Below are 25,810 nucleotides of genomic sequence, written 5' to 3'. Positions count from 1 at the left end.
CGAGGCGCGAAGGGGCGGCCATCGGTGTACTCAGAAGACCCCGGGGTCGCGCAGTGCCGGCTCGGCGCCGCCGTCCACGTAGATGACCTGGCCGGTCATGTGGGTGTTGACCGGGGAGATCAGCCAGCGCAGCGCCTCGGCGATCACCTCGGCGTCGGCGTAGCCGTTCAGCGGCATCGGAACGGCCTCGTTCATGATCTGGAACATGGCCTCGTCGGCGAACAGCGGCTCGGTCATCGGTGTCCGGACGACGCCGGGCGCGATCGCGTTCAGCGGGATGCCCGCGCCCGCCCACTCCGGGGTGACGCAGGCGCGGCGCAGCCACTGGGCGAGCGCCGACTTCGAGGACGAGTACGTCTGGCTCCCGGCACCGGCCTCGACGACCTTCGCGGCCGCCCGCAGCGCCGCGGCCTCGTCGCCGTCCAGGCAGGCGCGGACGACGGCCTCGTCCACCGGGTGGGTTCCGGCGATGGAGCCGACGACGGCGGCGCGGGGCGCCGCGGCGCGGGCGAGGGCGGGGCGCAGGCCGTCCAGCAGCGCGACCGCTCCGAAGTAGTTGACCTTGACGGGGAGGACGGTGAAGTCGGAGACGCCTGCGCAGGCGACGACCGCGTCCAGCGTCCCGCCGGAGAGGTCGAGCACCTCGGCGACCGCCCGCGACCGGCCTTCGGGGCCGCCGAGGTCGGCACGGACGTCGGCATCGCGCAGGTCGATCCCGATGACGGTGTCGCCCGCGTCGCGGAGCATCGAGGCGAGGGCCTGGCCGATGCCGGACGCCGAGCCGCTGACGGCGATGGTCCGTGCCATGTGGGGGTCCCTTCTGGAGGTGTGCGCCGCCGCCGGGTGCCGCGTCCCGGCACGGCCACCGGGACCGGCCCGGTCACCGGGAGGCGGCGGCGTTCGAGCGGGGCGCCAGCAGCAGCCGGCAGGCCAGCCGGATGTCGCTTTCCACGTCGGCCATGGACGCGCGTCCGTTCAGGCTCGACTGGAGCACCCCGTACCAGCACTGCATCAGCAGCCGGACGAGGGTGACGTCCTGCGCGGTGGGGTCCTCGATGCCCACGGCGCGCAGCAGGATGTCGCGGAAGGTGTTGTCGATGTGGGCGGTGTCGGCGACGGTCGCGACGTGCGCGGTGTTCGACGCGTGCAGCATCGACGTCGACAGGAGCGGCTGCGCCAGCAGGTGCCGGCTGGCCTGCACCAGAAGGTCGGCGACCGCGTCCTCGGGGGCGGTGCTGGGCGCGGGTTCGGTGACCTGGTCGCGGAGCCGGTCGACCTGCGCCGCCATCACCGCGGTGAACAGGTGCACCTTCGACGGGAAGTACCGGTAGAGGGTGCCGATCGCCACCCCCGCCGCCTTCGCCACCTCGTGCATCTGCACGCGTTCGAGGGGCTTGTCCGCGCCGATGCGGGACGCGGCCCGCAGGATGCGCTGCCGCCGGTCGTGCTGCTCCGGTGAGCTCGGTTCGGCGGACAGCCTGCCCGCTGCGATCCTCGCCACGGTCCTCCCCCCGGGTCCTTCTGCACGCTGACCAGCCGAGTGCCGGCCGGTCCCGCCCTGACACGGAACAATATCCAGAGTCACGGCCGTCCCCGCGATCGGCGATACCGGTCAGTGGGACGGGACGGCCTCCGGCGGAGAGGCCGCGCCTACGGTGTGCCCGCGTCAGGTTCCCGGAGGCTGGAGGCGTCGCGTGACGTGGGACGACGAGTACGACGTGGTGGTGGCCGGGTCGGGCGCCGGGGCGATGGCCGGTGCGTTCGCGGCGGCTTCGGGCGGGCTGCGGACGGCCGTCCTGGAGAAGACGGACCTGCTCGGCGGGACGTCCGCGTACTCGGGGTCGGCGATCTGGCTGCCGGGGACGCGGGTGCAGGCGCGGGCCGGGATCGGCGACTCGGCCGAGTCGGCGCGCACCTACCTGCGGGCCTTGCTCGGCGACGGCACCGCCGCGCACCGGGAGGCGTTCCTGGAGACGGCGCCGGAACTGGTGGACTTCCTGGAGCGGGACCCGGCGATCGAGTTCGAGTGGCGGGCGTTCCCCGACTACTTCGACGCGCCCGGCCGCCTGGACATGGGACGGTCGTTCGTCCCCCTCGATCTGCCGGTGGAGCGGCTCGGCGACCTGGCGGGGCTCGTCCGCCCGCCGGTCGACCGGGACCGCGCGGGCCGGGGGCACTCGGCGAAGCCGATGGCGCAGGGCCGGGCACTGATCGGGCGGCTGCTGCTGGCGCTCACCGCGACCGGCAACGGCACCGTCCGCACCGGGACCGCGCTGACCGGCCTCGTCGTCGAGGACGGCCGGGTAACGGGCGTGCGGGCGGTGACGGCGGACGGCCCCGTCCGGCTGCGGGCGTCGCGCGGGGTGCTGCTGGCCGCCGGCGGTTTCGAGTCGTCCGCCGCGCTGCGCGGCGAGCGGGGCGTGCCGGGCGGCGCGGAGTGGACGATGGCCCCGGGCGGCGCGAACACCGGCGACGCCATCGCGGCGGCCGTGCGGATCGGCGCCGCAACCGGGCTGCTCGACCAGGCGTGGTTCTGCCCCGGCCTCCTCGCCCCGGACGGGCGGCCGGCGTTCACGCTCGGCTTCCGCGGCGGGCTCATCGTGGACGGGTCGGGCCGCCGCTTCGCCAACGAGTCGCTGCCCTACGACCAGATGGGGCGGCGGATGGCCGCCGCGCAGGGCCCCTTCCACCTGGTCTTCGACGCGCGGTCCGGCGGGCTGCCGGCGATCTCCGTCCCGCCCCTGGTGCCGGACGACCAGCTCGCCTCGGGCGCGTGGGTCCGGGCGGACACGCTCGCCGAGCTGGCCGCCCGGATCGGGCTCCCGGCGGACGCGCTCACCGCGACGGTGGAGCGTTTCAACGGCTTCGCGGAGAAGGGCGTGGACGAGGACTTCCACCGCGGCGAGGACCCCTACGACCGCTACTTCTCCGGCGGCGGGTCCTGCCTCGCGGCGGTCGACCGGCCGCCGTACTACGCGGCGAAGGTCGTCCTGAGCGACCTCGGCACGAAGGGCGGGCTGCGCACCGACCCGGACGGCCGCGTCCTGGACGGCTCGGGCCGTCCCGTCCCCGGGCTCTACGCCGCGGGCAACACCAGTGCCTCGTTCACCGGCCCGGTCTACCCCGGGCCGGGCATTCCGATCGCGACGGCGATGGCGTTCGCCTACCGCGCGGTCCAGGAGATCAGGAGGGATCACACATGAGATCTGTCAGGAGGCGCGCGGCGGGCCTGGCCACCGCGGCCGTCACCCTCGCCGGGACGGCCGGCGTCGTGGCCGTCCCGGCACAGGCCGGAGAGCACGGCGGTCAGGGTGTGCCACCCGGGCACCGCGGCCGCCTGCTGCACACCGCACCGCTGACGAACGCGGCCGCGCTGCCCAGCGCCGCCGTCAACCGGAAGATCACCTACACGTCGGAGGGCGTGGGCGGGAAGCGGATCACCGTGACCGGCACCGTCGCGATCCCCAAGGGCCCGGCGCCGCGCGGCGGCTGGCCCGTGCTCAGCTGGGCGCACGGGACGACCGGGACCGCGGACGTGTGCGCCCCGTCCGCCGACACCCCGACCGGCCCGGCCCACGACTACCTCGCCTACAGCGAGCGGTACCTCGACAAGTGGGTGTCCCACGGCTACGCCGTCGTGCAGACCGACTACGAGGGCCTCGGCACCCTGGGCGGCCACCCGTACATGAACGGTGTCAGCCACGCCAACACCGTCGTCGACATCGTGCGCGCCGCCCGCGACATGGACCGGCGCATCGGACGCGACTGGTACGCGGCCGGGCACAGCCAGGGCGGCCAGGCGGCCCTGTTCAGCGCCGCGCAGCGGCAGACGCCGCGGGACGTCCGGCTCAAGGGCTCCCTGGCGCTGGCCCCCGGCTCGTTCATCAGCCAGACCCCCGGCTACGTCAGGGCCGGGCTGCCGGGCGCGCAGGGCGCACTGCCGTTCCTGTTCGTCATGCTCACCGGCTCGCAGGCCGCCGACCCGTCGCTCGTGCCGGAGGACCTGGTGACCGAGGAGGCCGCCCCGCTCGTCGGGGCGACCCGCACCAGCGCGTGCACGGCCCAGCTCAGGGAGCTGAGCGCGGACCTGCCGCCGGAGAAGGTGTTCCGCGCGGACGCGGACCTCACCCCGCTGGAGGACTACCTCCGCTCGCAGGAGCCGCTCGGCCTGAACCTGAAGGTCCCCACGTTCGTCCTCCAGGGCCTGACCGACACGCAGGTCACGCCGGGCGCGACCAAGACCGTGGTGGCCGACCTCTGCACGAGGTACGGCGGCGTCACGTACGGCGAGTTCGAGGGCGCCGACCACCGCGGCCTCCTGGACGTCTCCTTCGAGGAGGCCCTGAACTACGTGCAGGACCTCCGCGCCGGGCGCACCCCGCCGAGCGCCTGCTGACCCGAGCGCGTGGCCTCGTCGCCGGGAAGGAACGAGGCCGCGCACTCGCGGAGGGCGCCCGGGCACGCGGCAGGCCGTTTCGGCGGCGCCGGTGAGGCGAGCATGACGGGATGAGGGCGCGCAAAGGACTGGTGTTCGGCCTGAGGCTGTCCGCGGAGATGTACCGCTTCCGGGAGAGCCTGTTCCTGCTTCCGGCGCTCGTCGTGGTCGGCGGCCTGGTGGCGGTGGAGGTCACGGCCGCCATCGACGGGCGCATCGGGACGGAGAGGCACATCCCCGCGACCGTCGACATGAACAGCAACGCGGCGACGTGGCTGCTGAGCACCGTGGCGGGCGCCACGATCACCACCGCCGGGGTGGTGTTCTCGCTGACGGTCGTGAGCCTGCAGCTGGCGAGCAGCCAGTTCTCGCCGCGGGTGATGCGCTCGTTCATCCGGGACCGGCTGAGCCAGGTGGTCGTCGGGCTCCTGGTCGGCACGTTCGTCTTCAGCGTGCTGGCCCTGCGGCACATCGACGCGGAGTCGTCGGCGCCCGCCCCCAGGATCTTCGGTCTCCCAGCCGCACGTCGTCGCCGCGCTGCTGCGGATCCTGCGGATGCTGATCCAGCACGTGGAGGACGCCGGCCGCCCCGAGCACGTCCCGGCGCTGCGCCGCCAGATGCGGCTCCTCCTCGAAGCGCTCGAGGAGGAGCCGGGCATGCGCCCGGAGGACAGGAACCGGCTCCGCGCCATCGCGAGCGAGTCGACCGACCCGGCGGACCACGAGAACCCCGCCTCCCGATCCGGCGCCGCGGGGTAGCCCTGGGTCAGACGAGGTTGTCCTCGACCTTCAGGCCGAAGATGCCGCGGCCCCACATCGACAGGGCGTGCTCGACCTCGTTGGCGACGTGGAGGCTGCCCGCGTGGGCGTCGCGCCAGGCGCGCTCGATGGGGTTGCCGCGTTGCAGGGAGTTGCCGCCGGCGGTCTTGAACAGGATGTCGATGGCCTCGATGGCGCGTTCGGTGCCGCGGACCTGGTCGCGGCGGGCGCGCAGCCGCAGCTCCATCGGGATCTTCTCGTTGCGCACCGCGTACGCGTGGACGTCCCGGATGTTCCGGTCGGTCTGCAGGATCGCCGCGTCGATCTCGGACGCGGCGCGGGCGACGGCGACCTGCGCGAACTGGTCCTCGACGAACCGTCCGCCGCCGAGGCTCAGCCGGAGCCGGTCGCGCATCCGCTCCACGTACCGGTCGTGGCAGCCGGCCGCCATCCCGATCACGCTGGCGGTGACCGTGCTGGTGAAGATCGTCCCGAACGGCATCCGGTACAGCGGGCCGGTGTTGACCCTGCGGCCGGGGTTGCGCAGCTGCGCCTGCTCGAAGTTGCGCATCGCGCGGTGCGCGGGGACGAACGCCCCCTCGACCACGATGTCGTCGCTGGCGGTGCCGCGCAGGCCCATCGAGTCCCACACCTCGTGGACCTCGTAGTCGTCCTTCGGGACGAGCACCGTCATGAAGTCGACGGGACGGCCCTCCGCCCCCACGACGAGCGCGCCGAGCAGCGCCCAGGAGGTGAACTCGACACCGGACGAGAACGACCAGCGTCCCGTCACCTCGTAGCCGCCGTCCACGGGGGTGAGCCGCCCGATGGGGGCGTAGGACGAGGCGACGAGGGTGTCCGGCCCGGCGTCCCACACCTCGCGCTGCGCCTCGTCCGTGAACAGGCCGAGATGCCAGGAGTGCACGCCGAGGATGGCCGCGACCCAGCCGGTCGAGCCGCACACGCCGGAGATCGCCCGGATGACCTCGTAGAAGGCGACCGGATCGCCTTCGGCGCCGCCGTAGCGGGTGGGCTGCAGCATGCGGAACACCCCGGCCGCGGTGAGCTCCCGGATGGTCTCGGCGGGGATCCGGCCCTTCTCGTCCACGGACCTGGCCCGCTCGGCGATGCCGGGCAGCAGCTCCCGCACGCCCTCCAGGACCTCGTTCCTCCCCGGTTCACTGCCACTCATCGAGACGCTCCCGTCTTCCCTACTCCGGCCCTTGCAGGAGACCATGTCGGCGGATCGGCACGGGCACGGGCGTCCCGGCCAGCGGGACCTCCCGGCCCTGACGGTGACCTGCGACCTAACGTTCGAACCACGCGTCCACCGCCGAAGGGATGATTCACGTGACCGCAACCGAGTCGGACGCCGTCCGCGCCATCGAGGCGGCGGCGATCTCCCGCCGCTTCGCCCGGGGATGGCACTGCCTCGGGCTGGCCGAGAAGTTCAGGGACGGCAAGCCCCACACGGTCAACGCGTTCGGGCAGAAGCTCGTGGTCTTCACCGGCGAGGACGGCCGGACCAACGTCCTGGACGGCTACTGCCGGCACATGGGCGGCGACCTGTCCGACGGCACCGTCAAGGGCAACGAGATCGCGTGCCCGTTCCACGACTGGCGCTGGGGCGGCGACGGCCGCTGCAAGAAGATCCCGTACTCCCGCCGCGTCCCGCTGCGCGCGCGGACGGCCTCCTGGCCGACGATGGAGCAGGACAAGCTGCTGTTCGTCTGGAACGACCCCGAGGGGAGCAGGCCCCCGGCGGACGTGACGATCCCGGTGATCGAGGGCGCGACCCGCGACGACTGGACCGACTGGCGCTGGACGGAGACGGTCGTCAACACCAACTGCCGCGAGATCATCGACAACGTCGTCGACATGGCGCACTTCTTCTACATCCACAAGTCGTTCCCGACGTACTTCAAGAACGTCTTCGAGGGCCAGGTCGCCACCCAGGTCATGAAGGGCCGGACCCGCGACGACGCCCGCCGCCAGACCACCGGGGGCGGGCCGCGGATGCTCGGCAACACGTCCGTCGCGTCCTACCACGGCCCCTCCTTCATGATCGACGAGCTGACGTACCACTACGAGGGCTACGACCTGCACTCCGTCCTGATCAACTGCCACTATCCGATCGACGAGAACTCCTTCTCGCTGCACTCGGGCATCATCGTCCAGCACAGCGACGCGCTGCCGCCCGAGGCGGCGGAGGCGACCGCGCAGAAGCTCTCGGACTTCATTCTGACCGGTTTCGAGCAGGACATCGCGATCTGGCGCCGCAAGGCCCGCATCGACAACCCGCTGCTGTGCGAGGAGGACGGGCCCGTCTACCAGCTGCGCCGCTGGTACGAGCAGTTCTACGTGGACGTCGCCGACATCAAGCCGGAGATGACCGACAGGTTCGAGTTCGAGATCGACACCACCCGCCCGGTCGAGTCGTGGGAGAAGGAGGTCGAGGAGAACCTCGCACGCCGCGAGGCGGCCTCGACATGACCCCGGACGACCGCCTCCTGGACGCCCCGCTGGTGCCCGTCTCCTGCCGCCGCTGCGCCGCCGAGGTTTTGGTGCGCAAGTCGAGCTGGGAGCAGACGAGCATCCAGTGGAACGCAGCCGCCCGCGCCGCCTGCATCAACCTCGACGACCCCCGCGACACCTGCCCGGCCCTCCGCTCGGCGATCCAGGAGGCGGCGCTGACGGGAGCGGTCACGGTCGTCGACCCGGAGAAGGACGCATGATCGACACTCACGGCCCGTGGGCCGTCATCGCCGGCGGCTCGGAAGGCGTCGGTGCGGCGTTCGCGCACCGCCTCGCCGACGAGGGCCTGAACCTCGTCCTCATCGCCCGCAAGCCCGGCCCCCTGGCGGAGACCGCCGAGGCCGTCCGGGCAAAGGGCGTGGAGGTGCGCACCCTCGAACTGGACCTCGTCTCCCCCGACCCGCTGAAGAAGGTCCGCGAGGTCACCGACGACCTGGACGTGGGCCTGCTCATCTACAACGCGGGCGCGAACAGCTACGGCCACGAGTTCGTCACCGGCGACCTGGACCGCTTCCAGGACGTCATCGACCTCAACATCACCGCGCAGCTCGCCTTCACGCACCACTTCGGCGCGCTGATGAAGACCCGAGGCCGCGGCGGCATCCTCCTGGTCGGCTCCCTCGCCGGCTACATGGGCCAGCCGCAGATCAGCGTCTACTCCGCTGTGAAGGCGTTCGGCCGCATCTTCGCCGAGGGCCTCTGGCTCGAAATGCGCGAACACGGGGTGGACGTGCTGGAACTCGTCCTGGGCGTGACCCGCACCCCCGCAATGGAACGCGCGGGCCTGAACATGGACGCCCCGGGCCTGAACGTCGCCGAACCCGACGACATAGCCCGCGAGGGCCTCGAACACCTCAAGGACGGCCCGGTCTGGGTGGCAGGCGGCAACTACGAGATGGCCCAAAAACGCACAGCCTTCCCCCGCGACCGCCTCGTCGCCGGCACCCACAAAGCCATGCGACGCCTCCTCCCGGAACCCAGTTGACCTCAAGTAAGATCGCCTGCCCCGCCCTCCGCTCCGCCATCCAGGAGGCGACCCTCACCGGCGCCCTGACCGCCCGAGGGGGCGTGGGCTACGACGAAGGGGCGGCGGGTCGCGAACCGTTGCCCCTGCCCGTTCCCGGCCACGGCGTCCGGCGGGCGGGCTGAGGCGCGGAACCTCAGCAGCGTCCGGCCGCGGCCGTCCCGCGACCGCCGCCGGCCCGTCACCACGCGGCCGCGGCCTTCGCCGACTTCGGCGAGCACCCTCCTGGCCTGTGCGCGCCCCCGGAGGTTGAAGAAGAGGACCACCCCCACCACGGGCACGGTGGTCGCCCACAGGATCGCCCCGGGGATCAAGGTGTGCCGCGACCGGTCGAGGCCGCCGGCGTACGGGCCGATCGGCCCGACCCGCACCGGCACCTCCCGCCCGATGTCGGCTCGGCCGACCCCGGACACATGACCGGAGCCCCGGCTGCCGTCGGCGAACCGCCATTCGCCCCGGCAGTCCAGGAACTCGGTATCGCGCATCGGCTTCCGCTGCTCGCACACCTCGGCGGTGGCCACGGGCCGCTCCCCCCACACGACCGTCCCCACACGACCGTGTAAATGACCACACCGGGGAGGACGAGCATGAAGAAGGCCATCAGCAGCACACCGAGAACGAACGAGGCCGGAGCGGTGGCGGCCTCGATGTAACTCTTGGGCCCCGCCCACCGGTCCGGCTCTGCCGCAGCGGTCATTCCGCCTCTCTCATTTTGCCGGGGGGTGTGCCGCGCCCGGTCGGGAATCGTCACCGGCCCATCTTGCGGCGGAGGTCGTCCGCATGGCCCGGGGGTCGATCTCCAGCTCGACGATCTTCGCCTCCGCGGTGAGCCCGAGGCGGACCCTGCCGTCGCAGGACTCGGCCCGGCCGACCAGTTCCTTCAGGCGCTCCTGGAGCTCGGTCGCCTTCTGCATCTCCTTGGCGGCCTCCTCCGCCAGGACATCGAGTTCCGTTTCGGAGAAGCCGTGGGACTCGGTCACGATCAATCATCCTTCAGCAAAGTCAATGCGAGATTCTCGAATCTAGCGTCGGCTCCGTCCGCACGTCCCGGCCTTTAGCCGGGGGCAACTCCACCCATTGACAGATGTCATTGAGATAAGCAAGAACTCCCAGTTCAGCGCGTAGATATCGAATTTCGCGCAGAGATGGCGGCCTTGACCTCAACTTTGGTCGAGGTCTTAGCGTGCTCACTGAGCTGCTGACGGAAGGGGACTGCTGTGCGGGTTGCGGGATTCGATGAGCCGGGCGGGCCGGAGGTGCTGCGGGTACTGGACGTGCCGACGCCCGAGCCCGGCCCCGGCGAGGTCCGGGTACGCGTGCGGGCGGCCGGGGTGCAGCCGTTCGACCTGGCCGTCCGGGAGGGCTGGTCCCCGCCCGGGACGCCGGAGGGGTTTCCCCGCGTCCCGGGCAACGAGTTCGCGGGGACCGTGGACGCGGCCGGGGAGGGCGTCGGCACGGTCCGGCCTGGAGACGAGGTGCTCGGCTTCTGCCGCCTCAACGGCTACGCGGAGTACGTCGTCGTCCCGGCCGAAGCGGTCGCGGCCAAGCCCCCGAACATGCCGTGGGAGGTGGCGGGCGGCTTCCCCGCCGCCGTGATGACCCCGCACATCGCCCTGGAGGAGATGGCCGTGGGAGAGGGCGACACCCTTCTCGTCCACGCCGCCGCGGGCGCGGTCGGGACTGTCGCCGTCCAGTTGGCCCGCGTCGCCGGAGCCACGGTCATCGGGACGGCGAGCCCGGGGAACCATGAGTACCTGCGCTCGCTCGGCGCGACGCCGGTCGTCTACGGGGACGGGCTGGAGGAGCGGGTCCGGGCGCTCGCACCGGACGGCGCGGACGCGGCGCTCGACGGCGCCGGCGGCGAGGCCCTGACCGCGTCGCTCGACCTGGTGAAGGACAGGGGCCGCATCGTCACGCTCGTCGAGCACGGCCGCGCGGCCGAACTGGGCGTCCGGACGACCCCGCCCGAGAAGCGGTCCGCGTCCCGGATCGCCGAGGCCGCACGCCTCTACGGGGAAGGACGCCTACGCATCCACGTGCGGGCGGTGTTCCCCCTCGAACGCGCGGCCGACGCCCACCGCGAGGTCGCCACCGGCCACGGCCGCGGCAAGGCCGTCCTGCTGACCTAGCCGCCCTCAGACGAGCCGCGCGCAGAGCTTGCCGCCGCGGTACTCCCAGTCGACGGATCTGGGGGCGGACGGGCAGGCGCCACCGGTGAGCGCGGTGACCCGGAGGATGTGGTCGTAGGACCCGGGGAGGGGCCGCTTTCCGCACGGCCACGAGGTCATCAGGTCTCCGTTGCTGATGGAGACGGTGTTCTCCTCCGCCCCGTCCGTGGCGAGGAAGCATTCGCCCACGCGGAGCTGCCGCGTGACGCAGAGCGCGATCTCGTCGGGCTCCTCGCCGTAGGACCACCACAGTTCGCCGTCGATCTCACCGTCTCCGTCGGCGCAGTCGGAGGAGTCGTCGGCCACCTTCGTCACCCGGACGTAGGCGTCCGGGCGGCCGCAGGAGACCGCTCTCGGCTTGGCCTTGCTCCACTCGTCGGAGTCCTCCGGGGATCTGTGCGCGTTGAGGCAGTCGCCCTTCGAGATCTTCTCGAACGCCTTCCGCGTGGGGTCGGGACTAGGGCGTTCGGAGGCGGCGTCGCTGACGGACGTGCTGGGCACGGGCGTCGGCGGGGCGGCGGAGGTCGCGGGGGCGGTCACCTCCGGAGTGGCGCCTTCGGCCGTCTTCTCCCCGTCGTTCGTGAGGGTCCAGACGGCGGACGCGGCGAGCAGGACGCCCACCACCGCCGCCGCGCCCGCGACCGGCCGCCGTCGCGGGCGCCGCCGCTCCTGCCCCGCGCTGCCCGGCGGGGGCAGCAGTACCTCGGTCTCCGCGACCCGTGTGGCGATCATCGTGCTGACGGGCGGCGGGAGGGGGGCCTCCCCGCCCTGGAGGAGCGCGGAGCAGCGGTCGAGGACCTCGGCGACGCCCGGCCGGTCGTCCGGGTCCTTCTCCAGGCCGGCCGCGAGCAGCGGGAGCAGCTCCTCCGGAACGCCGGTCAGGTCGGGGGCCTCGTTGACGACGCGGTAGCCGAGCGCTTCGAGCGGGCCGTCCCCGAACGGGCGCCGCCCGGTGGCGGCGAACGCCAGCACGGCGGCCAGGCAGAACACGTCGCTGGCCGGGCCGACCTCGCGGCCCCGGAGCTGCTCGGGCGACATGAAGCCGGGGGTGCCGACGACGCTGGTGGTCTGCGACGTGGCGTCCAGCGCGCGGGCGATGCCGAAGTCGATGATGCGGGGCCCGTCCTGGGCGAGCAGCACGTTGCCGGGCTTGAGGTCCCGGTGGACGACGCCGCGGGCGTGGACGGCCATCAGCCCCTCGGCCAGACCCGCCCCGAGCCCCGCCACGGCCTCTGCCGGGAACGCTCCATGCTCGGCGACGGCCTCGTGCAGCGAGGGACCGGCGACGTACTCCGTCACGAGCCACGGCGGCTCGGCGGCGGTGTCGGCGTCCACCACGTGCACGGTGTGGATGCCGCCCACCCGCCGCGCCGCCGCGACCTCCTGCTCGAACCGCCGCCGGAACTGGGGATCCTCGGCCAGCTGCGGGTGGATCACCTTGACCGCGACGGGCCGCCCGCCTTTCGAGCGCCCCAGGTAGACCCGCCCCATTCCCCCGGCCCCCAGCCGGGCGAGCAGCCGGTACCCGCCGATGCGTTTCGGGTCGTCCGCCTGGAGCGGCTTCAGTTTCACGTTGGACACCCGCACCTCCCGCCGATGATCGCGACTGAACTTTTCCACACGAGCGGGACGAATGTCCGGACGCCACGGCGATCATTCGGCTCAGGCGCACGAAGCGCCACCGGCGGACGAAGGACGCCTGGACTCCTCGGCGGCCGCCCGGCGCCCGAGCTCCAGCAGCGGGGACATCGCCATCCTTCCGCCCGATCGGGTGCCGGGTAACGCGACCAGTTCCGGTCTCCCGCAGAACCATTCTCCGCGCTAACGAAAGGTAAGCGGACGGTATCTTTTTTCCATGGCCAATCATCGGGGTGGAGTGCGGAGGAGGGTATCGCACGGACCGTCCCCTTCCAGGCGGAATCGCATGCTGATCTGGGTGGGAGGGGTCACGACGACCATCCTGGTGACCGCTTTGTCAGCATGGGCGACAAAGGCACCCGAATTCGTCTTCGGCACACCGAAAAAGGCGGGGATCGGCGTTCATGTGTCATGGCCGACCAATGCCGGCTGCGATGTGCAGAGCGCGGTGGCGATGCCCGCGGGCGGCAGGCCCCTGGACTCGCTGCAGTTCACGTTCGAGCAGGACCCTCGCACCACCGCCGCCAAGGCGGGCGCCGCGTCCTGGGAGAACGGGACGCTCCAGCTGACCCTCACCAACCGGGCCGCCGACCCGCTCCACGTCGAGTCCGTCCAGCCCCGCGTGGTGCGGACGGAGCCCCGGCCCCGGCTCGACTGGGTCCTGGAGAAGCCGAAGGGGTGCGGGGGCGGCGAAGCGCAGCGCAGCCTCAAGTACGACCTCGACCGCGACCGGCTGCTGATCCGCGAGGGCGAGGAGGAGTCGCCGTACGGGTCCGGCGGCGACTCGTCCCTGTCCGGCCTCACGGTCACCCGCGACAAGCCCGCGTATCTGAGGTTCGCGGTCCGCAGTTGCCGGGCCTACTACGAGTGGGTCGTCGACATCACCTACACGATCGGCAACGAGCGGCTGTCCCACCGGGTCGACGGCCTCCGGTCGGCGGGAGGCGTCGCGGGCGTCCCCGTCTACACGATGACCGCCAACCCGGACGGGACGCGGAAGACGGAGCCCTCCGGCAGGGTCACGTCCGCCCGATGCGCGAGCAAGGGGTAACGCATGGCGAAGCGCAGGCCGCTGGCCGCCGCCGTGGTGCTGGTCCTGCTCGCCGGGGCCGGATGCGGCGCCTGGCTCCGGTGGCGCTCCGGCGACACGGCCGAGGCCCTGGACGCCTGGACCTATGTCCCGGCGGCCGAACTGTCCGTCCAGGGGGCGAAGCCGAATCTCGTGCTCCTCAGCAGCGACGGCGAGCGGTTCGTCGCCGTGGGCCGGGCCAGTCCGCCGGGCGGCGGGTCGGTCATCGCCTCCTGGACCTCCACGGACGGGCGGTCCTGGCGGGAGGGGAACCTCGGCGCGGTGGCGCGCACGAGCGGCGGGGCCATGGTGACGGGCCTGGCCCGGGTCAAGGGCGGGTTCGTCGCGGTCGGCGCCCGCCTCAGCTCCGGGGCGGCGCAGACCTTCCTCGGCAGCGCCGCCTGGACGTCCGCCGACGGGGTCATGTGGAAGGCCGTCGCCACTCCCCCCGGCGACCCGTTCACGACGTTCAGCCGGCCGACCCTGATGAGCGACGGCGTCCACGCCTACTCGCGGATGGGCACGTCCACCTGGTGGAGGCTCGGCCCGGACGGCGCATGGCGGCCCTTCACCTCGCCCGGAACCCGGGACTGCCAGCAGACGTACCGGGAGCAGGCGACGCGTCCGGGGCTGTTCCTCTACGGGTACTGCGGCAACCCGCCGCGGGCGGCGCTGTTCGCCCTCGACTCGGCGGGGCGCGTCCATGACCGCTCGCAGGCGCTCGGCGACCGCATCAGCGTCGTGGAGACGGCCGGAGCGCGCGGCGGCACGATGATCGCCGCGGGCTACCGGCAGCTGCCGCCGGACGATCCCGCGGCGCAGGCGGCCGGGCCGCCCCCCGACGGCCCCGACGACCAGGGCCCGCCGTTCGGCGCGGCGTACGCGCGGTCGGCCGACGGCGGCGCCACCTGGTCGCCCGCGCGGACCATGCCCGGCACGGGCCCGACCGACCATCCGCAGGTCGGACGGTTCACCGCCCTCGGTTCGGCGTTCCTGATGTCGGGGCTGGTGGAGCGGGAGGGCACCGCCGTGCCCGTGCTGTGGACCTCGCGGGACGACGGCGAGACCTGGCGCCTGCACCGGCTGCCGGGCTTCGCCGAGGACGGCTCCCTGGGCGACCCCGCCGAGGCGGGCGGCCGCGTCGTGATCCCGGCCCTCGTCGGCATAGACCCGCTCGTGACGGCGGGCGTCTTCATCAACTCCACCGACGACTGACGCCGTCTCCTCGCAGAACGCCAAGGCACAGGCACAGGCACAGGCACAGGCACAGGCACAGGCACCCGTGATCAAACCGCTTCGCCGGCGAATAAGACAGTCCACGCGGCCGGAGGCGGATTTCGTCGGCGATGCCACGGCGACGCAGGTGGGCGTAGATCGCGCAGGCGGATTACCCCTTATCGTGGGCACCCTATCCAGCGGGTTCTCGGGAACGGGCCCACTCAGGACGGGGACGGCGGGACCGTCCTCGCGGCCGGGCTTGGGGTCGAAGCCGGGGCGGGTCGTTTGCCGGGCCCTCCCACGGGTCTGTCGCCGGTGGCGGTGTGGTCGGGCCGTTCGCGGGTTGGATGCGGTAGGTGTAGCGGCCGTCCGGGCCCCGGGTGATGTGGACGCTGTCGGGGTGGGCGGCTTTGTAGCGGTTGTGGAAGGCGCAGGTGAGGGTGAGGTTGTCGATGTCGGTGGGTCCGTCGTGCAGGGCCCAGCCGGTGACGTGGTCGACTTCGCACAGGGTGCCGGGGACCTCGCACCCCTGCACCGCGCAGGTGGGGTTGAGGACTTCGAGGACGTGGCGCTGGGCCGGGGTGGCGAGCCGGACGCTGCGTCCCAGGTACAGCGGCAGGTGACCGCGCCCCAGCAGGAGTGGAGTGATGGCGGCGTTGAGGGCGATGCGGCGGGCTTGTTCGGCGGGGATGGGGGTGCCGTCGGGGAGCCGGGCGGGGGTGGTGCCGCCGGTGAGGGTGTCCAGGTCGCAGATGACGGTGACCTTGGTGGCCCGGTGGCCTGCCGAGAGGACGCCGGTGAGGGCGGCGGCGGTGCGCTGGGGCAGGGTGCGGGCGTCGTCGGCGCCGGTGGGTTTGGCGAGCGGGGCCAGGACGCCGTCGAAGATGGCGGCATCTTCGGTGTTCAGCCAGCCTTTGATGTAGCGGCCGCCGTCCAGGGAGCGGGTGGACTCGATCCAGGAGGTCTCGTAGCCGCGGCGGGTGTCGGGATCAGGGCTCTCCGTCCCGTCGCGCTCGGCGATCAGGTCGGTGATCCGGTGACCGAACGCGGCGACCTTGCCCGCCGAGAAGCCCTGCCCGACCAAGTCCAGTAGGACGGTTTCGGCGGCGGCGCAGTCCTGGTCGTCCAAGTGGGTGACGGCGGCGGCGATCGTGGCCGCGTATCCGTACGACAGGTCACCGCGAGCGAGCCGTCCGGTCGCCTCGGGGAGCCGGTGCCGCTGGCGGGCCAGCGCGACGCGCTCTTTGGCGCGGGCTTCGCGCATCCCCAGGCCGGAGCGCAACCAGCTGCGGACAGACGGGTAGCCCCACCGGCGCGCCTCCCCGGACGCGTCCACCCGCGCCACCATCCCGGCCAGGGCGCTTTCGTGCAGGTCGGTCACGCGCGCGAGGGTTTCGGCGTCCCGCATGCAGAGGCTCGCGGATTCGGTCGGTTCGCGGCGGGCGAGTTCGGCCGCGATGGCAGCCGCCATGACCACCAACTCACTGGTGGACATCGACGCCACTTCGACACCCGAACTCGAACACATGACTCAATGTTATCGAACAATCACCCGATGCAGCAGTGTCCAGAGGTGAGAATTCTAAGACCTCAAGGAAAGTCCGAGTCCCGGAAATGAAGTACCGATCAGAATTGATCAACCAGGGAACATTTCACGGGTCAGCAGCACCCACAAGACGTCCAGCCGCAGCGCGGCCGCATGGGCACGCACCCACGTCGGCCACCGGCCACCGTCAGCCGAACCACGCCAGGCGACGGCCGGGGGACGCAGCGGCGACGAGCCGCACCGATCCGCACACCAGCACCGGGGGCAGGGCAACACCGACAGACCCCGCACCAACCTGAACGAGACCACCCCACCAGGAACCAGCGACCTCAGCCGAAGTGACCTGAGCCCACGACAACCCGCACGTCCGCACCAACCAGCCAGGGGCCACCTCAGCCGGGCACCCACCGCAACCACACCATTCCGATAAAAGACCAGCGCAACATAAGGGACCACGGAACCACCGCTGCTCTACGACCGGCTCAAGCCACGACGAAGCCGAAGCAAGCCACCCGAAACACCAAAACCCACCGAAACAGGAACCACGGAACGGCGCTGCGACACGCGTTTCCCGCTCAGCAGATGGTGCGCGGCCGTCCACGAGCTCACCGACAAGGACGCGACCTGGAGCCGGGCGCTGGTCGCGCTCGGCCGCTGGGGCGCACGGACGATGGACGAGCCGCGTCCACTTCTGACCTCGGCGACCCGGCAGGGTCGTCTTGCAATCGGCGAGGGCGTGGAGAGACTGGATGTGTGATCAAAACGCTTCGCCCGAAGGACTACAACGAGGCGCTCCACATCGGGCACTTCTTCCGCAAGGACGTCCCGGTCCTCATGGACCTCACCCAACTGACCGATGAGGCGGCCCGGCAGATGGTGGACTTCTGCGCCGGCCTGATCTGCGGCCGAGGCGGCGACATGGAACGCCTGGACCGAAGGATCTTCCTCCTCCAGCCCCCGGCCACCCCCCGCATAGCCCCCGCCCACATCCCCGACCTAGCCCACCTCACCGATTGACCCGCCCCGAGATCCTCTACTTCGCGGACGCCCCCGACTTCGACCTGGAACTGATCGACCACCGAACCCTCGACGGCCGCATCCAGGAACTCGCCTACCGCCCCACCTTGCACCCCTGAACGGGTCCACCCGCACTCAGTTCAAGAGCGTCGCCCAGTCGTCGGTACGGCGGTGACGCCCGAGCCCGACGGCGTCGAACTCGTCGAAGTGATCGCCTTTGGCGACCCCGAGCCGCCGGAGCGCCTGGGAGATCGGGCTGCCGACGGCCGCGAACGATTCCCGCTCGCCCAGGCGCAGGGGGCCGAGGACCGCCTTACCCGCGTCCCAGACCTGCGCGGCCTGCGTCCCCGTCCCGCCGAAGTAGTCGGCCTCGACGTAGGCCACCGGTCCGCTCACCGAACATTCGGCCAGGGCGCGCCCGAAACCTGCGGGCGCCTTCCAGAACCCATCGAGCCCGGGCGCCCCGGCAACCGTGACCGCATCGAACAGAACGTCGGTCATGGGCAGGAGCGAAAGATCCTGGCCGAGGGGAACGACGCGCGCCTCGGAAACATCCGCAGCCAGCACCCGAAGCACGAGTTCGCCGCCGATGACCGCCTCAAGGCAATACATGCGCCCATTCTCCGCGAGCCCAGCCGGACCACCTGCCGCAGCACCCGGCCTAGAGGTCGTAACGACCAGCCTGCACCTCAGCGACGAAAGCGGTCCACGCCTCACGAGTGACAACCAGGTGGCCTGTATCAGGAACCTTGCCATCCCTCACGCCAACACCCGCCCGCAGGTCAGCGACCTCGACGCAGTTACCGCTGCCGCTCCGGTCACTTTTGCGCCACTGGGCACCTGGTGAGACATGCCGCAAGGTCATTTGCTCCTCATCCCGGCCGGAGGTCTTCCGCGACTGCAGCAATCAGCGAGGCGGACGCGCTCGGACTGAGCGCTACTGCACGGAGATGCGTACTCACCACGTTATACCGGGCGAGATCGGTCTCTTCCTCCAGGAAAATTTCCCCTGCCTGACTTTCGAGGTACACGACGTCGGGCCCGACATCCTCGGCGAAGTTCATGACCACGAAGGAGCCGGGCATACCCGGGTGGCTGCCCACGTCGAACGGGATCACCTGAAGATGGACGTTCGAGCACGCTGCCGCCTCCTGCAGGTGATCGAGCTGCTCCCGCATGACTTCCCGACCACCCACAACGCGACGAACTGCGGCTTCGTCCACGATGGCCCACAGTTTCAAGGGCATGTCCCTCGCGAGGGCCGCTTGCCTCTGCATCCTCGCTCCAACTCTGCTTTCGATCTCCTCATTGGACGACTCTGGGAAGGCACCGGTGATGGCGGCTCGTGCGTAGCCATGCACACGCTTAGTAATGCATCCTTTGCAGAGCGTGCCGCAGGACGTCGGTCGACCGCAGGCATTCAGCAAGGAAACGGAGCGGCCCCGGGGCGGTGCTAGCACCACCGGCCCGGGGGCCTTGACCCGACTGGAAAGGAGTCGGATCCATGTCGAACCTATCCAAGTGCTCGCCTTCTGGTGGGCACATGGAGTGGAGGCCGGTACCGGCGGCGACGGCTCACCGGCTGGAGTTGCTGGTCAGGCTGATGGTGAGCCTGCGGAGCCTCGGGCGGGGGTCCGTGTTGTATCTGGACGGGCGGGCCGAGCCGGTGTTGTCGGTGCCGGTGGTGTCGCGGCGGCGGTCGTTGGCCGTCCTCGTCGTCCAGGCCGGGCGCGGGTGGTCCTATCTGTGGGACGCCGCTCATCGAACGCCGGCCGCGGCGGAGCGGGTCGCGGCGGAGCTGATCGCCGGGGTGACGCGGTGATCGTCTGGGAAGGGGGACGCACCGAGCGCATGTGCTCGTCCGGTGTCCTCGACGTCAGGGAGGTTCGCGCGCGGGTCCGGAAGGCGCTGTGCGGGTGCGCGGGCGGCTTCGATTTGGACGACGTCGGCCTGATGGTCTGCGAGATCGCTACCAACGCCGTCCGGCACAGCGCCAGTGGCAGGCCCGGTGGTGGAGTGTGCGTCACCGTGCTCGTGTCGGCGGGGCGGCTGCGGGTGGAGATCCAGGACGACGGCGGGTCACGGGGCCATCCGATGATCCCCGCGGAGGGCTCGGCATGGGACGAGTGCGGGCGCGGGCTGCTCATGGTGCGGGAACTGGCCGGACGCTGGGGCACCCTGCGCGGCGAGGACGGGCGCCACACCGTGTGGTTCGAGGTCGTCCGATGATCGCCGTGCGCTCGCTGCGCGCTGTGTGGGCGGGTCGCCGGAATCGTGAGCCGGGCCGTCCTGCCGAGCGGGCCGAGTACCCGGAGGCGGTGTTCCTCTTCGCCGCCGTCGAGGCGGAGGCGCGCAGGGCGTTCGACATGTTCCCCGGCGAGGCGCGGGCATGGCGGCGGCTCGCGGAGATGGAGGCGGCGCGATCGCGGGTCTGGCGGCGGCGCGGCCGGATGTGGGACGCGGGGGTGTGCGCCGGGCGGGCCGAGGCGTATCGGGCGGCGGCCGTTCAGCTCGAAGACGTGCTGATCGAGTCGCTCGGGCTGTGGGACGAGTACGAGCGCCAGGCCCGCTGAGAAGCCGTCGGCATGCCTGGGCGTGTACCCGTCCGCATCCCCGGTCACCGCTGGCTATCGGGCCGCCACCTGGGGCCGGCCGGTCTGGGAGGTGGGGAGGTGGTTCTGCTCGCGGGTGAATGGGAGCAGCGCGAGCCAGATCAGGACCGCGCCTGCCGGGAGCAGGTCCAGGTTGAGCATGATGGACGCGAACGCGAGGACGGTCAGGGCGGGGCTCAGTGCGGCCGCCGCGGTGCGTCCCGGGGTGGCGACCGCGACCTGGACGAGCAGCGCGACCAGGCCGAGCATGAACAAGGCCGGGCCGATCTCGTAGATCGCCTGGGGCAGCACGGCGGGGACGTCGGCGTACCGGTCGGCGAGGACGCTCTTCTCGGCGTTGTCGGCGGCCCGCAGGCCGACGACGATGTCGACGACCGCTACGCGGATGAACGTCGCCAGGCCGAAAGCGGCAGTCGCGGTCAGCACGCCCGCCGCGATCCGGTGTGCGGTGCCGCCCGGTATGGCGCGGAGGCGCCGGTAAAGGCCCGCGATCACCCCGCCGTACAGCAGGAGGGAGCCTAGGAAGATGAGATGCCCCACCGTCCAGGCGGGTCCGGGCCCGTGCTCCCCGTCACGGCCGTCGATGAGCCGGACGACACCGTAGGCGAGCATGAGGGCGGGGGCGAGATGGAAGGCGATCCTGGTCATGTGCGGTTCTCCCGGGGGTCGAGTCCTGCGTTCTGCACGGTCTCGATCCTGCGGGGACGGCGGCCCGGGGCGGATCGCCGGCGCGAGGGGTCTTCGGGCATCGGTCGCGCGAGGGAGGACCGGGGCTCCGCTCCCCCGTCAGGAGGGTTCGATCAGCCGGGTCTCGTACGCGGCGATCACGGCCTGGACGCGGTCGCGGATGCCGAGCTTCGCCAGGACGTTGCTCACGTGGGTCTTCACGGTGTGCTCGCTGACGACCATGGCGGCGGCGATCTCGGCGTTCGACAGTCCGCGGCCGAGCAGGCGCAGGGTCTCGCGTTCCCGTCCCGTCAGGACCGACAGGCGCTCGGAGGCGGTCGTGCCGCCGCGCGGGCGGTTGCGGGTGATGTCGGAGATGAGCCGGCGGGTGATCGCGGGCGCGAGCAGCGACTCCCCGGCCGACACCACCCGGACCGCGTGCACGAGGTCGTCGCGGCGGACGTCCTTGAGCAGGAACCCGCTGGCCCCGGCGTAGAGCGCGTCGTAGACGTAGTCGTCCTGGTCGAACGTGGTGAGCATGATGGCGCGGGTCCGGCTCCGGGCGCACACGGCCTTCGCGGCCTCGATGCCGTCCAGGCCCGGCATGCGGATGTCGAGCAGCACGACGTCGGGGTCGTGTTCGTCCACGGCGGCGATCGCGGCGGCGCCGTCGCCCGCCTCGGCCACCACCTCGATGTCGGGCTGCGCGTCCAGGATCATCGCGAAGCCGCTGCGGACGAGTTCCTGGTCGTCGGCGAGCACCACCCCGATCACGCGGTCACCGCCACCGGGCAGGGAAGGCGGGCGAAGACCCGGAAGCCGCCGCCCTGGAGGGGGCCGGCCTCCGCCGTGCCGCCGCAGGCCGCGGCGCGTTCCCGGATGCCGATGAGCCCGTCGCCGCCCCGCCGCCAGCCCGGGTCCCCGTCGTTGCCCTGCCCGTCGTTGCCCTGCCCGTCGTTGCCCTGCCCGTCGTGGCCCTGCCCGTCGTGGCCCTGCCCGTCGTCGGTCACCGTGATCTCCAGTCCGTGGTCGGTCCAGCGGAGCCGGACCTCGGCCGCCCGCGCGCCGGCGTGCTTGACCGTGTTGGTGAGCGCCTCCTGCACGATGCGGTACGCCGCCAGGTCCGCGTCCGGGTAGAGGTCGCGGGCGACGCCTTCGACCGTGAGCCGCACGTCGACCCGCGTGCCGTTGACGTGCTCGACGAGACCGGGCAGCGCGGCGATGGTCGGCTGGGGCGCGCGTACGCCGTGGTCCTGGTCCTCCTTGAGGACGCCCAGCATGCGGCGGAGTTGGGCCAGTGCGTCCCGGCCCGCGCCGGCGATCGCGTCGAAGGCCTGCTCGGCCCGGTCGGGATCGGTGCGGACCACCACCGGGCCGGCCTCGGCCTGCACCACCATGATGCTGACGGCATGCGCGAGGACGTCGTGCATGTCGCGGGCGATGCGGGCCCGTTCCTCCGCCGCCGCCCGCGCCGCCTCGGCCTCGCGTTCGCGTTCGAGCTGCGCGGAGCGCGCCACGAGCGCGTCCGACCGCTCCCGCGCGGTCCGCGCCAGCGTGCCGAGCAGGAACGCCGTCATGGGCAGCAGCAGCGTGAACATGAACTCGCCCGCGTCGTTGCCCTTGATGAGCAGCGCGCCGGGCGGGGTCGACGCCACGAGCGCGCCGATGAAGCCCCACCGCTGCCAGCGATGCCGCCCCAGGTCGGCGAGGGTGTAGACGGCCACCAGCGCGCCGTACTGCAGCATCTGGCCCGGCCGGTGATGCAGCGAGACCGCCATGGCGAAGCACGCGACGACCAGCGCGACCGCGAACGGCGCCCGCCGCCGCCACATCAGCGGCACGACCGTGCCGAGATTGAACACCACACCCAGGGGCGTCACCACCGGCGCGGTGGCGAGCGGCACGAACACCGGGACGGCGACCGCTGCGGCGACCAGCACGTCCACGAGACGACTGTCCTCCGCACAGGGACGGAGCCGTGTGAATGGGCCAAAGCCGCGGAACCGATCGGACATCCCCTCAGTATCCCGACGGAGGGGGCATCCTCACCTCAGTCACGAGAGGGATCTCAGAGGTGTCGGCTCAAGGCGTCCGGAGTTCGTAGGTGCCGTTGCGGTGCTCGTAGAGCGGGTCTGTGGTGTCGCGGGCTTCGGCGCGCAGGGGGCGCTTGAGGACCTTGTTGGTTGGGGTGCGGGGTAGGGCGTCCATTAGGCGGATGTAGCGGGGCGTCCACTTGGTGCCGAGGTCGGGTTGGGCCTTTAGGAAGGTCACGAAGGACGCCGCGTCGAAGGCTTGGTCTGGACTCAGGGTCACGGCGGCCATTATCTGGTCGCCTACGTGCTCGTCTGGGACGGCGTAGACCGCTACGTCTGCGAACTGGTCGTAGCGGGACAGGAGGCGTTCGACGGGGGCTGCCGCTATGTTCTCGCCGTCCACTCTCAGCCAGTCGTCGGTGCGGCCTGCGAAGTACCAGTAGCCGTCTGCGTCGCGGTAGGCGAGGTCGCCTGACCACGTCCAGCCGTTGCGGACGCGTTTCGCCGTCGCCTCGGGGTTGTTGTAGTAGCCCTCGAACTTGGCGGCGCCCATGGTGTCGACTATTTCGCCGATCGCTTCGTCCGCATTGAGGAGCGCGCCGTTCTCGTCGAACTTGGCGGGTGGGCATTCGCGGAGGGTGTCCGGGTCGATGACCAGGGTGCCGGGTTCGGCGACGCCCAGGGAGCCGGGTGGTGTTCCCGGGACGCGGTTCAGGCGGATCTCGCCCTCGCTTGAGCCGTAGGAGTCGATGACGGTGCAGCCGAAGCGGCGGGCGAACTCGTGGATGTCGGGCTCGGCGGCCTCGTTGCCGAACGCGATGCGCAGCGGGTTGTCGGCGTCGTCCGGTTTCTCCGTGGTGGCCAGGATGTAGCTGAGCGGCTTGCCGACGTAGTTGAAGAACGTCACGCCGTGGCGGCGGACGTCCGGGAGGAAGCCCGAGGCCGAGAACTTGCGGCGCAGGACGATGCGGCCGCCCGTCGCGACGGCGGGGGCGATCCCGGCCATCAGGGCGTTCGAGTGGAACATCGGCATGACCACGTAGAACACGTCGTCCCTGGTCAGGGCGCGCCGGTCGCGCTGCTGGACGGCGATCCGGCCCAGCCTGCCCTGGGTGCAGATCACCGCCTTGGGCGCGGACGTCGTGCCGGACGTGAACACGAGGGAGAAGATCGTCTTCGGGTCGACCGGGGCGATCTCGGCGGGGCCGGCCTCGTCCAGCAGGTCCGCATAGGCGGCGGTGCCGACGGTCATGGACGGGAGGTCCGTCAGTCCGTCGAGCGCCTCCGCCCGGGACGGCTCGGTGACCAGGAGGCGGCAGTCCGTGTGGGTGACGTCGCGGGCCAGTTCCGCGCCCCGGCGGGTCGGGTTCAGTTCCACCGCCGGGACGCCGGCTAGGGCGAGGCCGAGCAGCCAGAACAGGTGCTCCGGGCCGTTCTCCAGGAACAGGCCGACGTGCCCGCCGGAGCCGGCGAGGGCGGTGCGGAGGCGGCACTCCGCGACGACCTCCCGCCAGGTCCAGGACGAGTCCTCAAAGCACAGGCCTATACGGTCGTCATCCGCGCGGGCCGCGACCAGCTCGGCGAAGGTGGTCTCGCGTGCCGGGCGGTCGTCGGCCAGCTCCGTCATGGGTTCTGGGCGGCGGCGCGGCCGGCGCGGCGGCCGAAGAACGTGCCGTCGCCGAGGGACGTCCCGCTGATGTAGCCCTCACCGTGGATGCCGGCAGCCGTGCGCCCCGCGGCGTACAGGCCGGGGATCGGCCTCCCGGAGACGTCGCGGACCTCGCCGTCCACCGTGGTGTCCAGGCCGCCGAGGGTGAATCCGCCGGCGCCCGTCCCGGCGCCGTGCCTGCCCGCGCCGAAGAACCCGTCGGCCGGGTCGATCGCCGCGAACGGCCCCTTCAGCGGGCGCAGCCACCTGGGGTCCTTGTGGAAGTAGGGGTCCTCGCCCCGCTCCGCGAACCGGTTGTAGGTCTCGACGGTCGCCTCCAGCGACCCGGGCGGCAGGCCGAGGGACTCCTCCAGCTCCGCGAGCGTCTCCGCCGCGTGCTTCGGGCGCACGCCCCACATGTCCGCCTCGGCGATCTCGTCGTGCCCGGTCTCGTCGATGATCGCCCAGTAGGGGCCGGGCTGGTGCTGGACGGCCCGGTGGCTGTACAGGCCCGGGTAGACGTCCTCGTTGATGAAGCGGCGGCCGAGGCCGTCCACGAGCATGCCCCGGCAGACGACGGCGGGGTTGGCGGTGAGCGCGATCTCCACCGACCCCATGCGGCGGGTCGCGGCGCCGAGCGCGCTCGCCATCCGGATCCCGGACCCGTCGCTGGTGCCGTCGCTGATCTTGTCATGGCCGAGCAGCACCGGGGCGTGGTCGGCGAGCATCTCCTCGTTGTCGACGAACCCGCCGGCGGTGAGGACGACGCCCTTGCGCGCCCGGTAGGCCACCGTCTCGGCGAACCTGCGGGCGACGACCCCGACGACGCGGCCGCCGTCCACGACGAGGTTCGTGGCGTAGGTGTCCTCGTGGGTGACGGCGCCCGCCTCGGCGGCGGCCGCGATCAGCTTCTCCATGAGGATCCCGCCGGCGAACATCGGCGCCTCCGGGCGGTGCCCGCGCGGGACGGGCCGGGCGATCGTGTTGTACGGCCAGGCGTTCTCACCGAGCCACATCAGGCCGTCGTCGGTGTACGGCATCCAGCCCGGCGCGTCGAACAGGCTCTCCTTGAACGGCACGCCGCGCGCGCGGAACCACTCGAAGTGCTCCACGCTCCCGTCGCAGTACAGCCGCAGCTTCTCCGCGTCGGCGTGCGGGCCGAGCGCCGCGAGGAGGAACGCGTACATGTCGTCCGGGCTGTCGTCGAAGCCGCACGCCTTCTGCACCCGCGTGCCGCCGCCGAGGTACAGCTCCCCGCCCGACTGCGCGGACGTCCCGCCGGGGCCGCTCGACCGCTCCAGGACGAGCACGTCCGCGCCCGCGGCCGCGGACTCGTACGCCGCGGCGGCTCCGGCGGCTCCGGCGCCGACCACCAGCACGTCGCACTCGTGGTCGAACGCCGTCTCCGAAGCGCCGACCGGCTCCACCGAGGACGTCGCCAT

Annotated in this window: 29 protein-coding genes and 1 pseudogene; 15 read left to right on the top strand and 15 right to left on the bottom strand. The window is 72.0% G+C overall.

Going from position 1 to position 25,810, the window contains the following annotated elements; all coding sequences use genetic code 11:
* Nucleotides 1-30: 30 nt before the first annotated feature.
* Both IEZ03_RS32420 and IEZ03_RS32415 read right to left on the bottom strand, forming a co-directional pair.
* Complete coding sequence (locus tag IEZ03_RS32420) at nucleotides 31-807, bottom strand: SDR family oxidoreductase (RefSeq protein WP_184887825.1); 777 nt, start codon at nucleotides 805-807, stop codon at nucleotides 31-33.
* Between the two features lie 73 nt (nucleotides 808-880).
* On the bottom strand, nucleotides 881-1,501 hold the full coding sequence (locus IEZ03_RS32415; RefSeq protein WP_184887827.1) for a TetR/AcrR family transcriptional regulator: 621 nt from the start codon (nucleotides 1,499-1,501) through the stop codon (nucleotides 881-883).
* A gap of 193 nt (nucleotides 1,502-1,694) precedes the next feature.
* Here IEZ03_RS32415 and IEZ03_RS32410 point away from each other — a divergent pair, with 193 nt between their 5' ends.
* The 4 genes and pseudogenes from IEZ03_RS32410 (at nucleotide 1,695) to IEZ03_RS38315 (ending at nucleotide 5,194) form a co-directional block, all read left to right on the top strand.
* The gene (locus IEZ03_RS32410; protein ID WP_184887829.1) at nucleotides 1,695-3,203 is read left to right on the top strand and encodes an FAD-dependent oxidoreductase; all 1,509 of its coding nucleotides are present in this window, start codon (nucleotides 1,695-1,697) and stop codon (nucleotides 3,201-3,203) included.
* The gene (locus tag IEZ03_RS32405) at nucleotides 3,200-4,396 is read left to right on the top strand and encodes an alpha/beta hydrolase family protein (protein ID WP_184887831.1); all 1,197 of its coding nucleotides are present in this window, start codon (nucleotides 3,200-3,202) and stop codon (nucleotides 4,394-4,396) included. The genes IEZ03_RS32410 and IEZ03_RS32405 overlap by 4 nt, the downstream gene beginning before the upstream one ends.
* A gap of 110 nt (nucleotides 4,397-4,506) precedes the next feature.
* Nucleotides 4,507-4,923, top strand: a pseudogene (locus IEZ03_RS38925) (DUF2254 family protein); the annotation flags it as partial.
* 67 nt (nucleotides 4,924-4,990) lie between these two features.
* Nucleotides 4,991-5,194 (top strand): hypothetical protein, encoded by a 204-nt coding sequence (locus IEZ03_RS38315; protein ID WP_221480869.1) that lies wholly within the window; start codon nucleotides 4,991-4,993, stop codon nucleotides 5,192-5,194.
* A gap of 7 nt (nucleotides 5,195-5,201) precedes the next feature.
* On the opposite strand, the gene hsaA is transcribed toward IEZ03_RS38315, so the two are convergent.
* Nucleotides 5,202-6,386, bottom strand: a complete 1,185-nt coding sequence (gene hsaA / locus IEZ03_RS32395) for a 3-hydroxy-9,10-secoandrosta-1,3,5(10)-triene-9,17-dione monooxygenase oxygenase subunit (RefSeq protein WP_184887833.1) — start codon at nucleotides 6,384-6,386, stop codon at nucleotides 5,202-5,204.
* Nucleotides 6,387-6,535: 149 nt separating this feature from the next.
* Between hsaA and IEZ03_RS32390 the strand changes: the two genes are divergently transcribed.
* From IEZ03_RS32390 to IEZ03_RS32380, 3 genes are read left to right on the top strand one after another with little or no spacing between them, the layout of a single operon-like run.
* Nucleotides 6,536-7,687, top strand: coding sequence for a 3-ketosteroid-9-alpha-monooxygenase, oxygenase component (locus IEZ03_RS32390; RefSeq protein WP_184887835.1), 1,152 nt, complete (start codon nucleotides 6,536-6,538; stop codon nucleotides 7,685-7,687).
* Entirely contained in the window at nucleotides 7,684-7,929 is a 246-nt protein-coding gene (locus tag IEZ03_RS32385; protein WP_184887837.1) for a ferredoxin, read from the top strand. Before IEZ03_RS32390 ends, IEZ03_RS32385 begins: the two co-directional genes overlap by 4 nt.
* Entirely contained in the window at nucleotides 7,926-8,714 is a 789-nt protein-coding gene (locus IEZ03_RS32380; protein ID WP_184887839.1) for an SDR family NAD(P)-dependent oxidoreductase, read from the top strand. The genes IEZ03_RS32385 and IEZ03_RS32380 overlap by 4 nt, the downstream gene beginning before the upstream one ends.
* 2 nt (nucleotides 8,715-8,716) lie before the next feature.
* Here the strand turns inward: IEZ03_RS32380 and IEZ03_RS32375 are convergent, their stop codons facing one another.
* Nucleotides 8,717-9,274 (bottom strand): hypothetical protein, encoded by a 558-nt coding sequence (locus IEZ03_RS32375; protein ID WP_184887841.1) that lies wholly within the window; start codon nucleotides 9,272-9,274, stop codon nucleotides 8,717-8,719.
* A gap of 186 nt (nucleotides 9,275-9,460) precedes the next feature.
* Nucleotides 9,461-9,733 (bottom strand): YbaB/EbfC family nucleoid-associated protein, encoded by a 273-nt coding sequence (locus tag IEZ03_RS32370; protein WP_184887843.1) that lies wholly within the window; start codon nucleotides 9,731-9,733, stop codon nucleotides 9,461-9,463.
* Nucleotides 9,734-9,970: 237 nt separating this feature from the next.
* On the opposite strand from IEZ03_RS32370, the gene IEZ03_RS32365 reads away from it, so the two are divergent.
* Nucleotides 9,971-10,882 carry an NADP-dependent oxidoreductase gene (locus IEZ03_RS32365; protein ID WP_184887845.1) on the top strand — a complete coding sequence of 304 codons (912 nt, stop codon included), beginning with the start codon at nucleotides 9,971-9,973 and terminating at the stop codon, nucleotides 10,880-10,882.
* A 6-nt stretch (nucleotides 10,883-10,888) separates the two neighbouring features.
* Here IEZ03_RS32365 and IEZ03_RS32360 read toward each other — a convergent pair whose 3' ends face one another.
* Nucleotides 10,889-12,502, bottom strand: coding sequence for a serine/threonine-protein kinase (locus IEZ03_RS32360; RefSeq protein WP_221480870.1), 1,614 nt, complete (start codon nucleotides 12,500-12,502; stop codon nucleotides 10,889-10,891).
* Nucleotides 12,503-12,965: 463 nt separating this feature from the next.
* Between IEZ03_RS32360 and IEZ03_RS32355 the strand changes: the two genes are divergently transcribed.
* Both IEZ03_RS32355 and IEZ03_RS32350 read left to right on the top strand, forming a co-directional pair.
* Complete coding sequence (locus IEZ03_RS32355) at nucleotides 12,966-13,610, top strand: hypothetical protein (RefSeq protein ID WP_184887847.1); 645 nt, start codon at nucleotides 12,966-12,968, stop codon at nucleotides 13,608-13,610.
* A 3-nt stretch (nucleotides 13,611-13,613) separates the two neighbouring features.
* Nucleotides 13,614-14,843: a sialidase family protein gene (locus IEZ03_RS32350; RefSeq protein WP_184887849.1), complete on the top strand. Its 1,230-nt coding sequence runs from the start codon at nucleotides 13,614-13,616 to the stop codon at nucleotides 14,841-14,843.
* Nucleotides 14,844-15,036: 193 nt separating this feature from the next.
* Here IEZ03_RS32350 and IEZ03_RS32345 read toward each other — a convergent pair whose 3' ends face one another.
* Complete coding sequence (locus IEZ03_RS32345; protein ID WP_184887851.1) at nucleotides 15,037-16,374, bottom strand: HNH endonuclease signature motif containing protein; 1,338 nt, start codon at nucleotides 16,372-16,374, stop codon at nucleotides 15,037-15,039.
* Between the two features lie 771 nt (nucleotides 16,375-17,145).
* Here IEZ03_RS32345 and IEZ03_RS32340 point away from each other — a divergent pair.
* On the top strand, nucleotides 17,146-17,409 hold the full coding sequence (locus IEZ03_RS32340) for a cell division protein SepF (protein WP_184887853.1): 264 nt from the start codon (nucleotides 17,146-17,148) through the stop codon (nucleotides 17,407-17,409).
* Nucleotides 17,406-17,528, top strand: coding sequence for a hypothetical protein (locus IEZ03_RS38665; protein WP_268248581.1), 123 nt, complete (start codon nucleotides 17,406-17,408; stop codon nucleotides 17,526-17,528). The genes IEZ03_RS32340 and IEZ03_RS38665 overlap by 4 nt, the downstream gene beginning before the upstream one ends.
* 16 nt (nucleotides 17,529-17,544) lie before the next feature.
* On the opposite strand, the gene IEZ03_RS32330 is transcribed toward IEZ03_RS38665, so the two are convergent.
* From IEZ03_RS32330 to IEZ03_RS32320, 3 genes are read right to left on the bottom strand one after another with little or no spacing between them, the layout of a single operon-like run.
* Nucleotides 17,545-18,021: a hypothetical protein gene (locus tag IEZ03_RS32330; protein ID WP_184887855.1), complete on the bottom strand. Its 477-nt coding sequence runs from the start codon at nucleotides 18,019-18,021 to the stop codon at nucleotides 17,545-17,547.
* A 49-nt stretch (nucleotides 18,022-18,070) separates the two neighbouring features.
* Entirely contained in the window at nucleotides 18,071-18,274 is a 204-nt protein-coding gene (locus IEZ03_RS32325; protein WP_184887857.1) for a DUF397 domain-containing protein, read from the bottom strand.
* A gap of 7 nt (nucleotides 18,275-18,281) precedes the next feature.
* Nucleotides 18,282-18,770 carry a DUF5753 domain-containing protein gene (locus IEZ03_RS32320; RefSeq protein WP_229808714.1) on the bottom strand — a complete coding sequence of 163 codons (489 nt, stop codon included), beginning with the start codon at nucleotides 18,768-18,770 and terminating at the stop codon, nucleotides 18,282-18,284.
* 182 nt (nucleotides 18,771-18,952) lie between these two features.
* Here IEZ03_RS32320 and IEZ03_RS32315 point away from each other — a divergent pair, with 182 nt between their 5' ends.
* Genes IEZ03_RS32315 through IEZ03_RS32305 form a run of 3 tightly spaced genes read left to right on the top strand, consistent with a single transcriptional unit; the run spans nucleotide 18,953 to nucleotide 19,982 of the window.
* Nucleotides 18,953-19,231: a hypothetical protein gene (locus IEZ03_RS32315; protein ID WP_184887861.1), complete on the top strand. Its 279-nt coding sequence runs from the start codon at nucleotides 18,953-18,955 to the stop codon at nucleotides 19,229-19,231.
* The gene (locus IEZ03_RS32310) at nucleotides 19,228-19,638 is read left to right on the top strand and encodes an ATP-binding protein (protein WP_184887863.1); all 411 of its coding nucleotides are present in this window, start codon (nucleotides 19,228-19,230) and stop codon (nucleotides 19,636-19,638) included. The genes IEZ03_RS32315 and IEZ03_RS32310 overlap by 4 nt, the downstream gene beginning before the upstream one ends.
* A complete protein-coding gene (locus IEZ03_RS32305; RefSeq protein ID WP_184887865.1) occupies nucleotides 19,635-19,982 on the top strand; it encodes a hypothetical protein in 348 nt (115 codons plus the stop codon). The genes IEZ03_RS32310 and IEZ03_RS32305 overlap by 4 nt, the downstream gene beginning before the upstream one ends.
* Nucleotides 19,983-20,036: 54 nt before the next feature.
* Here IEZ03_RS32305 and IEZ03_RS32300 read toward each other — a convergent pair whose 3' ends face one another.
* From IEZ03_RS32300 to IEZ03_RS32280, 5 genes are all read right to left on the bottom strand, one after another.
* A complete protein-coding gene (locus tag IEZ03_RS32300) occupies nucleotides 20,037-20,669 on the bottom strand; it encodes a hypothetical protein (protein ID WP_184887867.1) in 633 nt (210 codons plus the stop codon).
* 138 nt (nucleotides 20,670-20,807) lie between these two features.
* Complete coding sequence (locus IEZ03_RS32295) at nucleotides 20,808-21,461, bottom strand: response regulator (protein WP_184887870.1); 654 nt, start codon at nucleotides 21,459-21,461, stop codon at nucleotides 20,808-20,810.
* Nucleotides 21,458-22,633 carry a sensor histidine kinase gene (locus IEZ03_RS32290; protein ID WP_184887872.1) on the bottom strand — a complete coding sequence of 392 codons (1,176 nt, stop codon included), beginning with the start codon at nucleotides 22,631-22,633 and terminating at the stop codon, nucleotides 21,458-21,460. Before IEZ03_RS32290 ends, IEZ03_RS32295 begins: the two co-directional genes overlap by 4 nt.
* A gap of 136 nt (nucleotides 22,634-22,769) precedes the next feature.
* The gene (locus tag IEZ03_RS32285) at nucleotides 22,770-24,347 is read right to left on the bottom strand and encodes an AMP-binding protein (RefSeq protein ID WP_184887874.1); all 1,578 of its coding nucleotides are present in this window, start codon (nucleotides 24,345-24,347) and stop codon (nucleotides 22,770-22,772) included.
* Nucleotides 24,344-25,810 (bottom strand): FAD-dependent oxidoreductase, encoded by a 1,467-nt coding sequence (locus IEZ03_RS32280; RefSeq protein WP_184887876.1) that lies wholly within the window; start codon nucleotides 25,808-25,810, stop codon nucleotides 24,344-24,346. Before IEZ03_RS32280 ends, IEZ03_RS32285 begins: the two co-directional genes overlap by 4 nt.

The organism is Actinomadura livida (assembly GCF_014648675.1).
Lineage (GTDB): Bacteria > Actinomycetota > Actinomycetes > Streptosporangiales > Streptosporangiaceae > Spirillospora > Spirillospora livida.
This window is presented reverse-complemented; position numbering and strand designations above follow the sequence as displayed.